We start from the raw sequence: 16,270 nt of genomic DNA, 5'->3' as shown, positions 1-16,270 counted from the left end.
AGGCTTAATAGCCCACCAAGTGGCCAATCACCAGCCCAATCCAGGACAAAACATAGACCAGCACCATAAAGGGCAGAATGGCCTTGAGCCACTGGGCATAAGAGACGCGACCGAGTGCCAGCATGGCCAACGTACCGCCGGAGGTCGGCACAATCAGGTTCGTTAAGCCGTCACCCACCTGGAACGCGGTGATCATCAGTTGGCGACTCATGCCGACAAGGTCTGCCACGGGAATAAGAATGGGCATGGTCACTAACGCCTGACCGGAGCCGGAGGGAATAAACAGATTGATGATGCCCTGCACCACACTGGCCATGATGGCAGAGAACACCGACGGTATACCGTCGATTAGCGCGCTCAGCGAGTTGACGATGGTGTCGATTATGACGGCTTGTTCAAGAATGACCTGAATAGAGGCTGCTACCCCGATCACCAGCGCACCGGCGGTAACGCTGGCGGCACCTTCCATCATCTGTTTGACGATGCCGTTTGCCGACAGTCCGTTCAAGGCACCTATGATGATCGCCAGCAGCAGGAACGTGCCTGCAATTTCATTGATATACCAGCCACGGGTAAACACCCCGATCAACATGGCGATTAAACCACCCACAAACACCACCATGGTGAGTATGTTGCGCTTTGTCAGGTGGTATTCGCTAAGGGGCTTGCTTAACGCTTCCGCATTGTCGGGTTCCTCGAACTCCATCTTGACGACCCGCTTGCAGATATACAGCGAGAGAAGGGCAAGCGATGAAAGCACGAGTAACGTGCGCAGCCAAGCGCCAGAGAATGTCGGCAGCTCCGCAATACCTTGAGCCACCCCGACGGTATAAGGGTTGATTGGCGAAAGAGCAAAACCGATACCAATACCGCCAACGGCCATGGTGGTACCCACCAAACTTGAGCAGCCAATGGCACTGGCGATAAGTACCGCAATTGGTACCAGCGCGATATTGTTTTCAAACCCCACTGCCACGCCAAAAAAGCCGTAGATAAAGGTGCCGACGACGATGATCACGTTGCGTCGTTCAACCCCAACGCGGTTAACCGCCACGCCGATCGCATTTTCCAGCGCGCCGGTCTTTTGCAGGATATGAAACAGCCCTCCAGCGATGAAGACGATAAACAGGTATCGAGAGGCGGAAATAAGGCCTTCAGGAATCGCCACAAAAATATTGAACAGGGGAATGTTGGCGACGTCTTCCAAGTAGGCAAATGAGCCCGGCACCACGACCGTTCGCCCATCCTGAGTAACCCGCTCAAATTCACCGGCGGGAATAATGAAGGTTAGAAAATAGGTAGCGACCAGGATTATAAAGATTAGCACCATGGGGTCGGGGACCGCCTGATACCACTTTTTACGCGAGCCAGAGGCTGCCGCGGTAGGTTGTTCAGCCATGAGGATACCCTTGCTTGTGATGTGTCTCAGCGTGGACGCTCGTTGGCGCCTTACTTTGAATTTATCATGATAAATAGCGGGGTCAAGTAAGCCTTACTAAAGGTCACTCGTGACTATGCCGATTAATAAATAGCCTAGTCAGTTGCATGAAGATGGGCGGTTAAGCTCGCTGCCACGGCCAGCGGCGCTTGGCAGGGCTATCAATTTGCTGAAGGGCACTGGCCAGCGGCAGCATGATGGCGCTCAACTGGCGGTGGCAAATGGCGCTGCTGAGCACCCCGGGGCACTGCTTGAGCAGCAGGTCGCACTGTTGCGAGGCGATGAAAAGCTGTTCAGTAACGGGAGGAGCAAACAGTGGCTTCGACTGCTGACAGCAGCGGGTCAGCTCGCGGGAAAGCATCGACATCATGGCGGTATCCATCCAGCAGGGCAGCGGGTCCTCCAAGCGGCCAGCAATGGAGTGCTGAACCGCTTCAAAAGAGGTGCGCAAAAACATGACCGTTTGGCGAAGTTGCCGCTGCTCGCTAGTCATCTCACTGATCCCTCACGACGGATTGCCTGCTTAATGAAACGCTGTATAATGGAAAAAGAGAGTGTTTCTCATTTGCATCTGTGCTGACGATAGCGTTACTTTATGAACCTGTCAATGCAAGGCGATGAGAGTGTCTATGTGAGAGGTTATGAGTGTGCTTCAAACAGCTGCCAGTCGTTATCGGTCAGTGGCTTGGCTCCCTGTTCGGTCACTACCACGGTGTCGCTTATTCCTACGCCCCACTGACCGGGTACCCGTAGGCAGAGCGGCAGGTGAAAGACCATATTGGTTTTAAAGGTTCGGTGTTGGCCTTTAGCGATAAAGCCGGTGCCCTCCACCCAACTGGGCGGAAACTGTGCGCCCACGGCGTAGCCAAACACACCGGAGAAGAAATACTGGTCTCGTTGCGGGGCGAGTAAGGCATCAGCCGCTTGGGCGGCAGCGTCAAAACTATTGCCGGGCCGCATGGTGTCGCACAGAGCCTCGAATATCGAACGACAAAGGCCGCGAGTGGCTGAGAGGGCCGCGTTGGGAGCGCCGGTCACCGCAGTACGCATCATGGGGGCCGTGTAGCGCTGGTAAGCGGCACCGAACTCCAAGAACACCGGCTCGTTGGGCTGAATAACCCGCCGCTTATGGTTAACGTGAATAACGCCAATGCGGTGCCCGCTGGTCACGATCGGTTGCAGGCTCATAAATTCGCTGCCGTTTTCCAACAGCGCTTTGGCGCCGATGGCGGCAATGTCGTTATCGGTCATGCCTGGGCGAATGCTTTGTATCGCGGTCTCAAGGCCTAGGGCGGTGATTCGCGCGCTCTCTTGCAGCATATCGAGTTCAGCAGGGCTTTTAACAATTTTAATCGCATCGACTAACGCGCCTGCTTCGCAAAAACGCTCGCGGCCAATGGTCTTCAGCAGTGCATCAATCACACCAAAGCGCAGCCCAGCACTCCAGCCATCAATGCCGATTTTCTGGCAGTGGGTCAGCAGATCCGCCAATGGCGCGATGATTTCATCGAGGTTTTCCCAGCGGTAGCCGATGATCTCATCGACCTGAGCGGTGACGACGGCCGCGCCGGTTTCAATCGAGGCAACTTGCAGCACTAACCGTTCTTGCGTGCAGACAAGGCAGGCGTGAACCGAGACTTCAAAGGTGTGATAGCCGGTGAGGTAATTAATATCGGCGGGATCGGTGAGCAGCAGCGCATCTAACCCTTGCTGGGTCATCGTCTGACGCACCTTATCTAGACGCGCCTGGTATTCGGCAGCGGGAAAGGGTACTTCACTCTGGGCAAGTGTTTCAGTCAGGGCTGTGCGGTAGTGATGATAATCCATAGCGACCTCCGTTGATGACTATGGTCAGTATAGGCATCAACGGCAAGTCCGCTTTTATCTCCCTCAACGCTAACGGGCGAGCAGGAATATCCCTTGTGCAAAGTAGAAAATACCAATGCCGGTCACGATCCAGCGGGTCCAGGTGCGGAAGTTGGCATCGGTGAGGCGGTGTAAAATGCGGTTACCCGCTTGAGTGCCGAGCATGGCAAACGGAGCTGCTAGCAATACGATGCCCCATTCGCCCGCGCTTAGCGCCATAGCGGCACCCAGGTAGAAGATAATTTTAATGCTGTGCGCCACTACCTGAATCATCGCCTTGGTGGCCACGACTTGGCGGCGATCCATGCGTGAGCGCACAAAGAAGATATCGATCAGCGGCCCGGAAACCCCCGCAGCGATTGTTAAACCCCCTGAGGCGATGCCGCAGCAAAAAGCATGGCTGGCGCGGTTGGCATTGAGATGAAACCAGCGCTTGGGCAGCCACACTAGTATTGGCAGCAGGCCAATCAGCAGCGAGACGCTGGCGGCATTGGGGCTGTAGTTGAACAGCAGAAGCAGGCCTGCGGCGCTTAGTACACCCAGCGCCATAAACGCGACGATGCGCCAGACAATATAGTGCCGCGAGAGCCAAGCGCGTGACCCATTCGCCGTTAGCTGTATCACGCCGTGCACCGCCATCGCCGTCCCAGCGGGAAATACCAACAGCAGAAACCACAGCAGCACCAAGCCACCCGCCATCCCAAATACACCGGAAAGCATGGAGGTGAAAAACACCACACTAACCAGGGCTGCCCCCATCCATAGTGACATTGTCTATCCCTTAACTACGGCAAAATGGCCAGACCTGGTAAAACTTGCGGCACTGGAATTCTGCTTCGCAAGCGTTGAGCTGGGCTTGGTAGCGATTGGCCCGCGCCGCCACTTGTCTTCCTGCACTCAATACCTGAGGTTTGCTGCGGTAAGTGCCTCGCTGGTAGCCGCCAGCGCCTTCGTGATACGCGTAATAGAGGTGTTCAGGATTGCTAAGCGATATACCGGCCTGCTGCTGTGAACGGCGGTTATACCAGCCAATAAAATCCGTGGCGTGCTTCATATGGGTTCGGCGGGCAAACAGGCTGCCCGCTTGATCTTCATACTCCTCCCAAACCGGGTCTTGGGCCTGGGCGTAGCCTTTGGCGGAGGAGGGGCGCGGGCCGGGGATAAAGCCTAAGTAGTATTTTCGATCAGGACGAATATGGCTGCGAAACGAAGACTCCTGCTGGATAAACGACATCTGCGTGGCTATGGGCGTCCCCCACTTCTCCTCGGACTCCTGAGCGTAGTCGTACCAACTGGGCTGCTCGCGGAATATCTCGCAGATATTGCTTTGATCCTGGGGCGGGTTGGGGGCAAAAGTGGCGCAACCGGAGAGGAACAGAGCAAGGCCTATCGCCATCCAAAGGCGAAGTGAGGCGACAGCAGGTGAAGACGCAAAGATACGGTTATCAACAGGGCAGCGCATAAAAGTCCTTGTGAATAAGCTATTCAAAGATTGTGGATAAGATGTTGAGAAGCACTTACTTAATAACCGACGCGCTATTAGTCACCATTAGCGCAGCAGCGCTTCGAGGCTGCGACGCAGGCGCTGTGCTTCGCGTACCAGCGTTTCCCCTGACAGCATGCCGACACCCATCACTAAGCCAACGCGTGGATCTGTTGGTGCACACACAGGGCTTAATGGACGCACGATCAAATGCTCTTTCAGCAGTGATTGAGCGATCCCTACGTCGTTAACGTCCGGTTCAAACTCGACACACAGGCTGATGGCGCTACTGGGCGGTGAAACACTGCGCACTTGAGGCAGCGATCGCAGTTGGTCATGCAGCACCTGCTGGCGACCTAAATAGTCGCGCTGAATGCGTCGGCACCAGGCATCTAAATCGCCATCAAAAATAAACTGCGCCAGCACGGCTTGATCCAGCATGCGACCTTCACGGAAAAGCTCGCTGCGTAGACGGTTCATCGGCCCCGCTAAATGGTGCGGTACCACTAAATAACCTAACCGCAAACCTGGAAACATCATCTTGGAAAACGAGCCCACCAGCAAGTGGCGCTCTGAGTGGGGGTCGAAGAGCAGGTTGGGGTGGTCGTCGCGGGTGAACTCGTAATCATCTTCGATAATATAAGCAGGCGCTAAGGTGTCGCATAAGTGTTGCTTGTCGGCAGAGCGGGTAGGCACGCTGAGCGGGTAGTGGTGCGAGCCTGTGAGGTAGGCCAGCTTTACTGGGTCAGGGGCAGGCGGTAGTGCATGACCCTGCCCTGGCAGCCACGGCACCGGTTTAATTTCCAAGCCTGCAGCGGTAAAGACGTTGCGTGCTCCCCAGTAGCAGGGCGACTCCATGGCAACGGTGTCACCCACATCGGCCAGCGCCACGGCGCATAGCTCAATGCCGTTATGGGTGCCGTCGGTGATGATGATCTGCTCAGTGTCGCAAGTAATATTGCGCCAGCGCGCCAAAAAGTCACGTATCGCGCGCTTCAACGGGCCGTAGCCACCGGTGGAGTAAGAGAGCAGTAGGGCATTTTGCGGCACCGTTACGCTGGCGTAGAGCTGCCGCCATTTTCGCATTGGAAACTGGGCGATATCGGGAATGCCGGGCACGAAAGCGCCGCTTTGAATCATGCTGGCGCCGGGGCCATCTAACACCCGCTGGGCGCGTGATGAGAGCTGGGCATTGCCACTTCCTGTAAGGTTGGGAGTAACGGGCCTGCACGTCCAGGTCCCTTGGCCATGGGCGGTTTTCAGCAGTGACGCTTCGAGTAGCGTATGTATCGCCAGCGCCAGTGTCTGGCGGGCAACACCTAGGGCATCCGCCAACTGGCGATGGGAGGGCAGTCGCAGTCCGGCAGGCCACTGCTGGGTAATTGCTTGGCGCAACGCCTGCTCTATGCGCACCTGCTTACTCAGCCGCTCCGGTTGGAGTGCATAAAGTTGTACAAGTTGGTGCACGACCTCCTTTCGATCCATCTGGATGCCTCCTTTATCCCGCTTGCCCCGCTTAAGGTTACTACTTAGACGAAAGCAGCATGGAATTTGCGCACCTTTTTGGTGCGCCTTGAAAGTGGTCTAGTCGAACGTCAAAGTGGTGCATTCGCGTTTTTATCGCCGCCTGCTAGCGTGTTGCTATTCTGTTAAACAAGTCCGTTTAAAACGCGGCAATCAACGCACGATTAAAAAAGCAGAATCAGGATACCGCGCCCCTGAGCGCCCACGACAACATCCAATAACTCGCAGGACATTTTACAATGACCACACCCGCATCAGAACAGGAAGGGCTCGTCCGGGTACTGGCCCGTGGCGATGTATTAGCGCTGGCCTTCGGCGCGATGATCGGCTGGGGCTGGATAGTACTCACCGGCACCGCGATTCAATCCGCTGGCAGCCTAGGCGCCATTATAGCCTTTATTATCGGCGGTTTAGCGATTGTATTGGTCGGCCTGACCTACGCCGAGCTTGCCGCTGCGATGCCCAAAGTGGGTGGCGAGCACGTCTACAGCTACCGCGCCTTGGGTCACTTGCCCTCATTCTTATGTACCTGGGCGATCATTTTAGGTTACTTAAGCGTCGTGGCCTTTGAAGCCGTCGCGTTACCCACGGTGATCGAACACCTGGCGCCCAACTACGCCGTTGGCCACCTCTGGACGATTGCCGGGTGGGAAGTGAAAGCCACCTGGGTAGCGGTAGGCGTGGGCGGTTCGCTGGCCATGATGGTGATTAACTACTTCGGTGTAACGACCGCTGCGCTGCTGCAAAAGGTCGTCACCGGGTTAATTCTGCTGGTGGGCGTCATGTTTGTCACCGGTTCGCTGTTTGAAGGCGAAACCATCAATATGATGCCGCTGTTCACCCAGGCCGACACCGGCGTGTTCGCTGGCATTGTCGCCGTGCTGGTCATGGTGCCGTTCCTGTTCGTGGGTTTTGACGTTATCCCCCAGGCCGCCGAAGAGATTAATCTGCCCTACAACGCCATCGGCAAAGTGCTGATGATGTCGGTGATTCTGGCGGTGGTGTGGTACGCGCTGATTATTCTGGCCACCAGCCTGGCGCTGAACAGTGATGAGTTGGCGGCAAGTTCGCTCAGCGTGCCGGATGCCATGGGCAGTCTGTTTAACGCCTCATGGGCCAGTAACCTAATGGTCATGGCAGGGATTGCGGGCATCATTACCAGCTGGAACGCCTTCTACATTGGCGGCTCCCGGGCGATTTATGCCCTGGCTAAAGCGGGCATGCTACCGGCACCGTTTGCCAAGCTGCACCCTCGCTATAGAACGCCTACCAACGCCATCTTTATGATGGGCTTTCTCTCCTGTCTGGCGCCCTTCTTTGGTCGCCCAGCATTGGTGTGGATCGTTAACGCCGGTGGCTTAGGTATCGTGTTGGCCTACCTGTTCGTGGCCATCTCCTTTGTGGTGCTGCGGGTGCGTGAACCCGATATGCCCCGTCCGTTCAAAGTCAGCAACGGCAAGCTGTGCGGCACCCTCGCGATCATCCTTTCTTTCGGTATGGCGTGCCTCTATCTGCCCGGTAGCCCGGCGGCGCTGAGCGGTGCGGAATGGACCATCTTTGCCGGTTGGTCACTGCTTGGCCTGGCGCTCTATGTCCACGCACTGCGTACCTACGGGCGTGACTACAGCGATCGCCATATGAAAGCGGATCTGTAAGCCGTCTTACGAGATTTTTGGACTTAAGTTTTTTTAGGAGCAACGTATGAGCTTTATCGAACAGTGGTTGCACGATGCGGTTCCCGCCTTGGTGGGCAGCGAGTGGCGTAAAGGCCAACAAACCTTTGCGGTGGATAATCCCGCCACCGGCGAAACTATTGCCCGCGTCGCCGATATGGGCGCCGACGATACCCGTGACGCCGTGGCCGCGGCCTACAACGCCGGTGCTGCCTGGCGTGCAACCCCAGTGAAACAGCGCTCGGCCCTGCTGCGCCGCTGGTTTGAGTTGATCAATGAGCACGCCGATGACTTAGCCCGCCTGATGACCCTGGAGCAGGGCAAGCCGCTGGCGGAAGCCAAAGGCGAAGTGACCTACGGTGCCTCGTTTATCGAGTTTTTCGCCGAAGAAGCCAAGCGCATGGCCGGCGAAACCCTGCCCAGCCACGGCGCGGACAAGCGCCTGCTGGTACTGCGTGAGCCGGTGGGTGTCGTCGCGGCGATTACCCCCTGGAACTTCCCGCTGGCGATGATTACCCGCAAGTGCGCCCCGGCGCTGGCCGCAGGCTGCACCGTGGTGATCAAACCTGCTGAAGCCACCCCGCTGACCGCACTGGCCGCGGCTTACTTAGCGCTGGAAGCTGGCCTGCCCGCAGGCACCATCAACGTGGTGACGGCTTCCAAGCCTGCCGCCGTGGGTGAAGTGCTCACCACCGACCCTCGGGTGCGCAAGGTGTCGTTTACCGGCTCCACGCCGGTTGGCAAACATCTGTTAGCCCAGTGCGCCAGCACGGTGAAGAAAACCGCCATGGAGCTGGGCGGCAACGCGCCGTTTATCGTGTTTGACGACGCCGATGTGGATGCCGCTGTTAATGGCGCCATTGCCTCCAAATTCCGTAACGCCGGGCAAACCTGTGTCTGCACCAACCGCTTCCTGGTGCAGGACGGCATTTACGATACGTTCGTCGCCAAGCTCACCGAGCGTGTGAATGCGTTAAAAGTGGGTGATGGCCTGGCAGAAGGCAGTGTTATCGGCCCGCTGATCAACCAAGCGGCCGTCGATAAAGTGCAGCGTCATATTGATGACGCTGTCAGCCACGGCGCGCGCGTACTGTGCGGCGGACAACCCCATGCAGCGGGTGATCGTTTCTTTACCCCCACGGTTCTGGCAGACGTGACTAGCCAGATGGCGGTCGCCGACGAAGAGACCTTTGGCCCGGTCGCGCCGGTATTTCGCTTCCAGCACGATGAAGAGGCCATCCAGATGGCCAACGACACGCCGTTTGGCTTGGCGGCCTACTTCTACGCCACCGACTACCGCCGCATCTGGCACACCATGGAAGCGCTTGAATACGGCATGGTCGGCGTCAATGAAGGCTTGATCTCTACCGAGCTGGCGCCGTTTGGTGGCGTGAAAGAGTCCGGTCTGGGGCGTGAAGGCTCTCACCACGGGTTGGATGAGTTTACTGAACTGAAATACGTCTGCGTTGGCGGTTTATAAAGAGAACGATGATGACTAACCAAGAATTGAACGACCTGAAAAACCGCTACGTGGCTAACGGCGCCGCTACGCCGACCACCCAGTTTGCCGAGCGCGCTGAAAACGCCGAGCTCTGGGATGCCGATGGCAATCGTTGGATCGACTTCGCGGGCGGCATTGGCGTGCTGAACCTGGGCCACCGCCACCCGAAAATCGTTGCTGCCGTTGAAGCGCAGCTCAAGAAAGTCATGCATACCAGCGCAGCGGTGATCTCCTACGCCCCCTACGTGCAGCTGTGCCAAAAGCTTTGCGAACTGACGCCAGTGCGCGGCCCCGAGCGCAAAGCGATGCTGGTCAACACCGGCGCCGAAGCGCTGGAAAACGCCGTGAAGATCGCTCGCGCCGCCACTGGCCGCACCGGCATCATCACGTTCGATGGTGCCTTTCACGGCCGTACCATGATGACGCTGGCGATGACCGGCAAGGTGCTGCCCTACAAGAACGACTTTGGCCCGATGCCGGGCGACGTGTTCCGCGCACCGTTCCCCAACCCGCTGCACGGCATCAGCGAAGAAGCCTCGCTGAACGCCATCCGCACGCTGTTCAAAACCGATATCGCCCCGCACCGCACGGCGGCCATCGTAATTGAACCGGTACAGGGCGAAGGCGGCTTCTACATCGCTTCACCGGATTACCTGAAAGCGCTGCGCGCCCTTTGCGACGAGCACGGCATTCTGCTGATCGCCGATGAAGTACAGTCCGGCTTTGCCCGCACCGGCAAGCTGTTTGCCCTCGAACACAGTGGCATTGAGGCGGATATTCTGACCACCGCCAAGAGCCTGGCTAACGGCATGCCGCTTTCTGCAGTAGTAGGTAGCGCTAAGGTAATGGACGCCTCTGGCCCCAACTCCCTAGGCGGCACCTACAGCGGTAACCCGCTCTCCTGCGCGGCGGCGCTGGCGGTGATTGAGGCGATCGAAGAAGAGAACATTCTTGAGCGAAGCGAGCAGATGGGCAAGATGCTCGCCGAGCGTTTCGCGGTATGGGAAGAGCGTTTCCCCGCCGTGGCCCACGGCCGCCAGCTAGGCGCGATGGCGGCGTTTGAACTGCTTGATAGCGACGGCAAACCTTCCCCGGAGTTCACCCAGCAAGTGTGTGCCAAAGCGCGTGAGAAAGGCCTGATCCTGCTTTCCTGCGGCTTCTATGGCAACAGCATCCGTATTCTAGTGCCGTTAACCGTCTCTTCTTCTGTGTTGGAAGAAGGGTTGAGCATTATTGAGCAGTCCCTGGAAGCGCTTAGCTAATATCGTTTAAGCATCACGAAACCCGCCCTCGTCAAACAGTGAAAGCTGCTGGCGAGGGCGGGTTTTTTTATGGGCGTTGAAAGCCTAGGCCTAAGAGAATCAGCCGACCTAAGTGACCTGTGCTAAGCTGAATTTGGTATGGTGAATGAGAAAATAGTAGGACAGATAACCTTCCAACGTGGAGGTGTTGGCAAATGCAGCAGATGTGCGAGTTTTAGATATGCAGCCTAATAAATATAAGAATCATAGGTTTGGGAAATTATGGCAGGCTTTTTTTCGGACAATAATGACGGCACGTTCATCCAATCATAGGATGTGCTATCTAATACGCTGTTTGTAAAAAGGAAAACGATAATGAGTAACGTAGCCGACGCCTTAACGGGCACTGGAGCCATACTGAAGTCTGTTTCCGGATTCATCGTGTTTGGCTTTCTGATCTATAGTTTGTATTTTACAGGCTACTACGAACTGACAATATTCAAAGGCATCCTAGCTTTTGTTGTTTTATCTATATTTATCGGCTTTACGTCCATGATTCCGTTTGGAACAACATTTGCGCCAATACTTTTTGAGTGGTGGTGGCACGATATCTCGTTCTGGGATTTTACTACCGCTGCGTGGGTAGTAACTGGCATCTCTATAGCGGCAAACGTACTACTAGTAACTGGCTTAGGCCTTTCTGAAAGGCAAAAATAAATGCCTATTGTGATTATCTATATTGCTTCCGTAATGCTGCTTGTTGGGGCTGCATCATTGCCGTATGGGTATTACACGCTTTTGCGCCTTGTGGCCACATGCGTATTTATATGGGCAGCTTTCATTGCATACGACCGTAGCCATAAATCATTGCCATGGGTTTATGGTGTTTTGGCCGTACTCTTCAATCCGATACTTAAGATTCATTTGCCAAAGGATCTGTGGGCTGTAATCGATGTTGGGTCAGGTATTCTGCTGTTTTCAACAAAGTCAGTAATTCAGCACAGAGAAAATGAAAACACATAACGATCGCATGCACTCGGACAGCAAAAAGCGATGCTCCTCCGTCGCTCCGCTTTTTGCTGTCCGTGATACGAAGCGTTAGATCCACTCTGAAAGGAGTCAGCATGGTCTCATTTTTTAGGAAAAGGGTTTCAGAGGATGCTGTGAAGGCTCATTTGGAGCGAATCTCATTCCTTATGAAATATTTAGAACAGTACGGCCTGAGGAACAATAAGCAAGTAGTGGAAATTCTTAACAAAGAACTGCTTCTTGGAATCCCAGAGGACATCCAAAATCCAGAGGATCGCGTCTGGCCAGACCCAAGTAATAGCAATATTGCCATCAGCTTTGCCTGTAATGATCACGATAACATTAACTGCGTAAATCAGTTTACGTTAATCGGTTTTGACGCTATGGCGAACACTATTATTATCGGCACAGCCCATCAGGAAGACAAAGAGCGAGCTCATTTTAGCTGGAGCATCACCAAAGAGAGCGATGCCCGATCAGTTCCTAGATTGTCAGAAAGAATTCACAAAGAGTTCTGGAACTTGCCTGGATATAGCCAAATAGGACTAGGAGAATTCCGATTCTTGAAAAGAGCTCAGGTTTGAGCATGAATTATAGCAAAGCGCTCAAATTGCTCACTTCATTCGCTTGGGCGGGCTAAAGCACGACTTCTAATCGTTAGATACTTTCCTGTCAACTGAGTAAGCACATTTCGGTAGTTCCCCAAACGAGACGCAGGATAGGTAACGATTGGCGGCATTACTGAAGCAGTCCACCAATAATATCAATTGCATGCCGAACGACAGGCTCCTTCTAATGGCGCATGTGTCATACCGTGCTGTTCCCCATTTGCGGCCACGTATATCTAAGCGTAACAGCTACCTATCCTCCTCCCCGCCCTCATCAAACAGCGCAAGCTGCTGACGATTGTCGGGTTTTGCTTTTTTAGTGCGCCGAGCGGTCGGTCGGCGCTGGCTGGCGAGCTTATCCACAATGGCTTGGCTGGCTTCTCTGGCATCCGGGGTGCGGCGAAGCTCATACAGCATCTTCTTCCAGTGCCGCGCTTCGGCTTCAAAGTCGTTGGGCAGAGGGTAGTGCTCGCCGGGCTGAAAGCCGAACCGCTGGCGTAGGCTTTCGGGTAGGGCCCAGGGTTTGGCGCGCCACTCTAACGGCAGTGTGGTTAACTCCGGCACCCAGCGGGCGACAAACTCACCATCTGGATCGTTATCCTCCGCCTGTTTGATGGGGTTATACACTCGCAGTGCGTTAGTGCCCGTGGCGCCTGCCTGCATCTGCACCTGGGGGTAGTGAATGCCGGGCTCGAAGTCGGTGAACAGCCGCGCCAAATGTAACGCGGGTTCATACCAGTGCAGCCCTAAGCCAAAAGTGGCGTGGGAGATCAGCATGGCGCGCATGCGAAAGTTGATCCAACCGGTGGCGATCAGGCTGCGCATGCAGGCATCCACCAGCGGTACGCCGGTTTGACCGCGCTTCCAGGCAATCAGATTGGGGTGTTCTGGGTCGCGCTCGCGCAGGCCGCTCAGCGCGGGGTGCAGCGTTTGTGACTCTATGCTCGGCTCGCTTTCGAGCTTTTGAATAAAGTGGCAGTGCCAGTGAAGCCGGGAGGCAAAGGCGCGCAGTGAGCGTGACCACGGCGTGTCTTCCGCATGCTTTTTCCGCTGGCGGCGCAGTGACTGCACCACTTCACGCATGGAGAGTGTGCCCCAGGCCAAATGGGGCGAAAGCCTTGAGCCAAATTCCCAGGCCAGCAGCGGTTTAGAAAGCGAGCCGCGATAGCGCCGTCCGCGCTGGGTTACAAAGCTGCGCCACACTGCGCGGCCTTCGCTTCGCCCTCCTGGCTGTCGCTCGGGGCAGGGCGTGGTATCAAATCCTAATGTCAGGCCGTGAAGCTGTTCGACATCAAAATGGTGGAAAGCTTGCCAACCCTCAGCCGCCTGGGCGTTTTGCGGGGCAGCGGCGGTGGGCGCCGTCATTAACGTTTCCCACTGCTTTTCCCATGCGTTGCGGTCGGCCACTCTGGATGTTAAGCCACGCACTACGCCGTGCTGGCGCGCTTCATGCCATGGCGTGCCGTGCTGCTGGCACCATGCTTTAACGTCAAGGTCGCGGGCAAAACTCCAGGCGTTGCCGGTCTCCTCGTGGGAGTGAAGGACAAGCTCGCCATAGTGCCCTTTAAGCGCAGCCAGCAGGTCAAGCATGCTGCCCTGCCATAGGCACAGCGGCAAACCCAGCGTTCCCAACGCTTGAGCGAGATCAGCCAGCGAGTCTGCAGCAAATTGCCAGTGGCGCAGCGCGCTGTCCGGCGCCTGCCACTGCTCAGGTTCAATGGCGAATACGGGCAACACGGGGCCAGCCGCCGCTGCGTTAGAAAGCGGCGCGTGATCGTGAATGCGTAAATCGCGTTTGAACCAAACGACCTGGATAGGTGCCTTAGCCATTAATAATACTGATACCCGACGGTTGAGGGCTATTCGCCGCTAAGCCTATTCGCCATTTGCCTGTGACGTTACCATCAAGGTAGCGTTTGCGGAATCAACCCAGTAGGAGAGTAATGATGTATATCGCCATGAACCGTTTTCGGATTGCTCCAGGCCGCGAAGAGGACTTTTTAGAGGTGTGGCGCAACCGCGACTCTCACCTGGATGAAGTGCCGGGCTTTAAGCAATTTAAGATGCTGCAGGGTGAAAGCCAGGAAGATCACACCGTGTTTATCTCCCACAGCGTATGGGAATCGGAAGAAGCTTTCCGTGACTGGACCAAGTCAGATGCGTTCCGCAAAGCGCATGCCAATGCTAAAGCGCCGGAAGGTATCTACCTTGGCCCGCCCAAGTTTGAAGGTTATGAGGTAGTGCTGTAAGGCATGCCCAGCTAACACGAAGCAGACTGTCAGCGGGGTGGTTGCCCCGCTTTAAGCGTCTAAAACAAGGCCAAGCCAATAGACAGCAACACGCTATAAAGCAGCGTTGAAATGGCCGTTTTCTTCAGCATATTGGTTAGCATCTCGCCATCACGGGTATGGCTTAACGTTCTGGCTGCATCGGTCAGTGGCTTGGCCACCAGCAGGCAGCTCCATCCCACCCACGGTACCGGCAGTGCAACCATGTAGATCAAGGTAAGCAGCAGCGCCATACCCAGCAGCGCCCAGTGGTAGTTAATCGCCTTGGTGCGACCAAGCCGCACGGCCAGGGTGATCTTGCCGTTGCGCGCGTCGCTTTCGATATCGCGTACGTTATTGACATTGAGTACGGCGGTGGCCAGCAAACCGCAGGCGGCGGCAGGTAGAAAGGGCAGCCAGCTTAGTTGCTGTACATGCAGATAGTAGGTGCCCAAGACGCCGAGTAGCCCAAAAAATACAAAGACCGCAATGTCCCCAAACCCTCGGTAGCCATAAGGGGTTCCACCTAGCCCAACGGTGTAGGTTACCGCTGCCAACAGGGCCGCAGCCCCTAATGAAATGAAGATGAGAATCTGCCCCCATTGATCCCCAAACGCGGCGACCAGCAATAACAGCCCCAGTACTGCGGCAATCGTGGCCGCAACGATCATTCCCGTGCGCATTTTTTCCGAGGTAAGCAAACCGGAAGAGACTGCCCTTTCAGGCCCTATTCGCTGTTCGTCGTCGGCACCCGATGCGGCATCACCGTAATCGTTGGCTAAATTTGATAGCACTTGGAGTGCTATAGCGGTCAGCAGGGCAAGCACAAGTACTGCCATATTAAGTGCATCCACATTCGCGGCTAGTCCCGTACCCAGCAGAATGGAAGCACACGCCAGCGGCAGCGTTCGGGGGCGAGCGGCGAGTACCCAGGCTTGGTAGGGGCGGCGCTGACTATTTTGTTCCATTCCGTTGATATTCCTGTTGACCGTTTTCATTCAATAAACATTCGTCAATGTATGATTAAGTGCTGAAAAGTAGATCTACGTCAAAATATGCCTCGTCATCTTGTCCGACACTGCTGGTCACCCGATACCAGGAGTTTACGCGATGATTGGCGACTTATTTAGACATAACAAATATATGGCAGTAGTTTGGTTATTACTCCGGCTCTACTTAGGCATCACCTGGCTAACTCTGGGCATCGGTAAAATCACCGGTGGCTTTAGCGCCGAGGGTTTCTTAAGCAATGCTGTCGCCAATCCTGTGATGCGCGAGGGAAGCGCGGTTTACCCCAATTATGTTGCCTTTCTAGAGAATGTTGCGTTGCCCAATGCCGATATCATTAATGTCATTATACCGCTGGGAGAAGTGTCAGTTGGCCTGGGTTTGATCGTTGGTGTGCTGACATCTTTTGCTGCGTTTTTCGCCATCGTGATGAACATGTCGTTTTTGATGGCAGGCACGGTGTCCACTAATCCATGGATGATTGCGCTGACGTTCTTTTTGCTGGTGGCGGGTGCTAATGCAGGGCGGTTTGGCGGCGATCGATGGGTGCTACCCTATGTGAAACAAAAACTAGGCCTGAAGCACCCCAGTAGTCATTAGTAGGTAATTGAAAAGGCTGGCCTAATAGGTAA

Annotated in this window: 16 protein-coding genes; 8 read left to right on the top strand and 8 right to left on the bottom strand. The window is 55.5% G+C overall.

Features of this window, described 5'->3' with window-relative positions:
- Positions 1-4: 4 nt before the first annotated feature.
- The 6 genes from AC5TBW_RS17170 to AC5TBW_RS17145 all read right to left on the bottom strand — a co-directional run bounded on the left by AC5TBW_RS17170 (position 5) and on the right by AC5TBW_RS17145 (position 6,272).
- Positions 5-1,399, bottom strand: coding sequence for a YfcC family protein (locus AC5TBW_RS17170; RefSeq protein WP_495509726.1), 1,395 nt, complete (start codon positions 1,397-1,399; stop codon positions 5-7).
- Positions 1,400-1,559: 160 nt separating this feature from the next.
- Positions 1,560-1,931 (bottom strand): hypothetical protein, encoded by a 372-nt coding sequence (locus AC5TBW_RS17165; protein WP_495509725.1) that lies wholly within the window; start codon positions 1,929-1,931, stop codon positions 1,560-1,562.
- 146 nt (positions 1,932-2,077) lie between these two features.
- Entirely contained in the window at positions 2,078-3,265 is a 1,188-nt protein-coding gene (locus AC5TBW_RS17160) for a M24 family metallopeptidase (protein WP_495509724.1), read from the bottom strand.
- Between the two features lie 69 nt (positions 3,266-3,334).
- On the bottom strand, positions 3,335-4,075 hold the full coding sequence (locus AC5TBW_RS17155; protein WP_495509723.1) for a TSUP family transporter: 741 nt from the start codon (positions 4,073-4,075) through the stop codon (positions 3,335-3,337).
- Positions 4,076-4,085: 10 nt separating this feature from the next.
- A complete protein-coding gene (locus AC5TBW_RS17150) occupies positions 4,086-4,766 on the bottom strand; it encodes a transglycosylase SLT domain-containing protein (protein ID WP_495509722.1) in 681 nt (226 codons plus the stop codon).
- 87 nt (positions 4,767-4,853) lie between these two features.
- Positions 4,854-6,272, bottom strand: coding sequence for an aminotransferase-like domain-containing protein (locus AC5TBW_RS17145; RefSeq protein WP_495509721.1), 1,419 nt, complete (start codon positions 6,270-6,272; stop codon positions 4,854-4,856).
- 278 nt (positions 6,273-6,550) lie between these two features.
- Here AC5TBW_RS17145 and AC5TBW_RS17140 point away from each other — a divergent pair, with 278 nt between their 5' ends.
- From AC5TBW_RS17140 to AC5TBW_RS17115, 6 genes are all read left to right on the top strand, one after another.
- Positions 6,551-7,966, top strand: coding sequence for an APC family permease (locus AC5TBW_RS17140; RefSeq protein WP_495509720.1), 1,416 nt, complete (start codon positions 6,551-6,553; stop codon positions 7,964-7,966).
- A 46-nt stretch (positions 7,967-8,012) separates the two neighbouring features.
- A complete protein-coding gene (locus tag AC5TBW_RS17135) occupies positions 8,013-9,464 on the top strand; it encodes an NAD-dependent succinate-semialdehyde dehydrogenase (RefSeq protein WP_495509719.1) in 1,452 nt (483 codons plus the stop codon).
- A gap of 11 nt (positions 9,465-9,475) precedes the next feature.
- Complete coding sequence (gabT, locus tag AC5TBW_RS17130) at positions 9,476-10,747, top strand: 4-aminobutyrate--2-oxoglutarate transaminase (protein ID WP_495509718.1); 1,272 nt, start codon at positions 9,476-9,478, stop codon at positions 10,745-10,747.
- A gap of 354 nt (positions 10,748-11,101) precedes the next feature.
- Entirely contained in the window at positions 11,102-11,443 is a 342-nt protein-coding gene (locus AC5TBW_RS17125; protein WP_495509717.1) for a hypothetical protein, read from the top strand.
- A complete protein-coding gene (locus AC5TBW_RS17120) occupies positions 11,444-11,749 on the top strand; it encodes a DUF6804 family protein (protein ID WP_495509716.1) in 306 nt (101 codons plus the stop codon). It abuts the gene before it with no gap.
- A 101-nt stretch (positions 11,750-11,850) separates the two neighbouring features.
- Complete coding sequence (locus AC5TBW_RS17115) at positions 11,851-12,339, top strand: hypothetical protein (protein ID WP_495509715.1); 489 nt, start codon at positions 11,851-11,853, stop codon at positions 12,337-12,339.
- 273 nt (positions 12,340-12,612) lie between these two features.
- Here AC5TBW_RS17115 and AC5TBW_RS17110 read toward each other — a convergent pair whose 3' ends face one another.
- The gene (locus AC5TBW_RS17110) at positions 12,613-14,193 is read right to left on the bottom strand and encodes a cryptochrome/deoxyribodipyrimidine photo-lyase family protein (protein ID WP_495509714.1); all 1,581 of its coding nucleotides are present in this window, start codon (positions 14,191-14,193) and stop codon (positions 12,613-12,615) included.
- Between the two features lie 116 nt (positions 14,194-14,309).
- On the opposite strand from AC5TBW_RS17110, the gene hmuQ reads away from it, so the two are divergent.
- On the top strand, positions 14,310-14,612 hold the full coding sequence (hmuQ, locus tag AC5TBW_RS17105) for a heme-degrading protein HmuQ (protein ID WP_035560873.1): 303 nt from the start codon (positions 14,310-14,312) through the stop codon (positions 14,610-14,612).
- 59 nt (positions 14,613-14,671) lie between these two features.
- On the opposite strand, the gene AC5TBW_RS17100 is transcribed toward hmuQ, so the two are convergent.
- Positions 14,672-15,598, bottom strand: a complete 927-nt coding sequence (locus AC5TBW_RS17100; RefSeq protein ID WP_495509713.1) for a 1,4-dihydroxy-2-naphthoate polyprenyltransferase — start codon at positions 15,596-15,598, stop codon at positions 14,672-14,674.
- Positions 15,599-15,740: 142 nt separating this feature from the next.
- On the opposite strand from AC5TBW_RS17100, the gene AC5TBW_RS17095 reads away from it, so the two are divergent.
- On the top strand, positions 15,741-16,238 hold the full coding sequence (locus AC5TBW_RS17095; RefSeq protein ID WP_495509712.1) for a DoxX family protein: 498 nt from the start codon (positions 15,741-15,743) through the stop codon (positions 16,236-16,238).
- Positions 16,239-16,270: the final 32 nt, after the last annotated feature.

This window comes from Vreelandella sp. ssv, from assembly GCF_059448525.1.
This window is presented reverse-complemented; position numbering and strand designations above follow the sequence as displayed.

Coding starts and splice junctions, on each gene's coding strand:
- AC5TBW_RS17170 (WP_495509726.1), bottom strand. CDS start 1,399: ATGGCTGAACAACCTACCGCGGCAGCCTCTGGCTCGCGTAAAAAGTGG.
- AC5TBW_RS17165 (WP_495509725.1), bottom strand. CDS start 1,931: ATGACTAGCGAGCAGCGGCAACTTCGCCAAACGGTCATGTTTTTGCGC.
- AC5TBW_RS17160 (WP_495509724.1), bottom strand. CDS start 3,265: ATGGATTATCATCACTACCGCACAGCCCTGACTGAAACACTTGCCCAG.
- AC5TBW_RS17155 (WP_495509723.1), bottom strand. CDS start 4,075: ATGTCACTATGGATGGGGGCAGCCCTGGTTAGTGTGGTGTTTTTCACC.
- AC5TBW_RS17150 (WP_495509722.1), bottom strand. CDS start 4,766: ATGCGCTGCCCTGTTGATAACCGTATCTTTGCGTCTTCACCTGCTGTC.
- AC5TBW_RS17145 (WP_495509721.1), bottom strand. CDS start 6,272: ATGGATCGAAAGGAGGTCGTGCACCAACTTGTACAACTTTATGCACTC.
- AC5TBW_RS17140 (WP_495509720.1), top strand. CDS start 6,551: ATGACCACACCCGCATCAGAACAGGAAGGGCTCGTCCGGGTACTGGCC.
- AC5TBW_RS17135 (WP_495509719.1), top strand. CDS start 8,013: ATGAGCTTTATCGAACAGTGGTTGCACGATGCGGTTCCCGCCTTGGTG.
- gabT (WP_495509718.1), top strand. CDS start 9,476: ATGACTAACCAAGAATTGAACGACCTGAAAAACCGCTACGTGGCTAAC.
- AC5TBW_RS17125 (WP_495509717.1), top strand. CDS start 11,102: ATGAGTAACGTAGCCGACGCCTTAACGGGCACTGGAGCCATACTGAAG.
- AC5TBW_RS17120 (WP_495509716.1), top strand. CDS start 11,444: ATGCCTATTGTGATTATCTATATTGCTTCCGTAATGCTGCTTGTTGGG.
- AC5TBW_RS17115 (WP_495509715.1), top strand. CDS start 11,851: ATGGTCTCATTTTTTAGGAAAAGGGTTTCAGAGGATGCTGTGAAGGCT.
- AC5TBW_RS17110 (WP_495509714.1), bottom strand. CDS start 14,193: ATGGCTAAGGCACCTATCCAGGTCGTTTGGTTCAAACGCGATTTACGC.
- hmuQ (WP_035560873.1), top strand. CDS start 14,310: ATGTATATCGCCATGAACCGTTTTCGGATTGCTCCAGGCCGCGAAGAG.
- AC5TBW_RS17100 (WP_495509713.1), bottom strand. CDS start 15,598: ATGGAACAAAATAGTCAGCGCCGCCCCTACCAAGCCTGGGTACTCGCC.
- AC5TBW_RS17095 (WP_495509712.1), top strand. CDS start 15,741: ATGATTGGCGACTTATTTAGACATAACAAATATATGGCAGTAGTTTGG.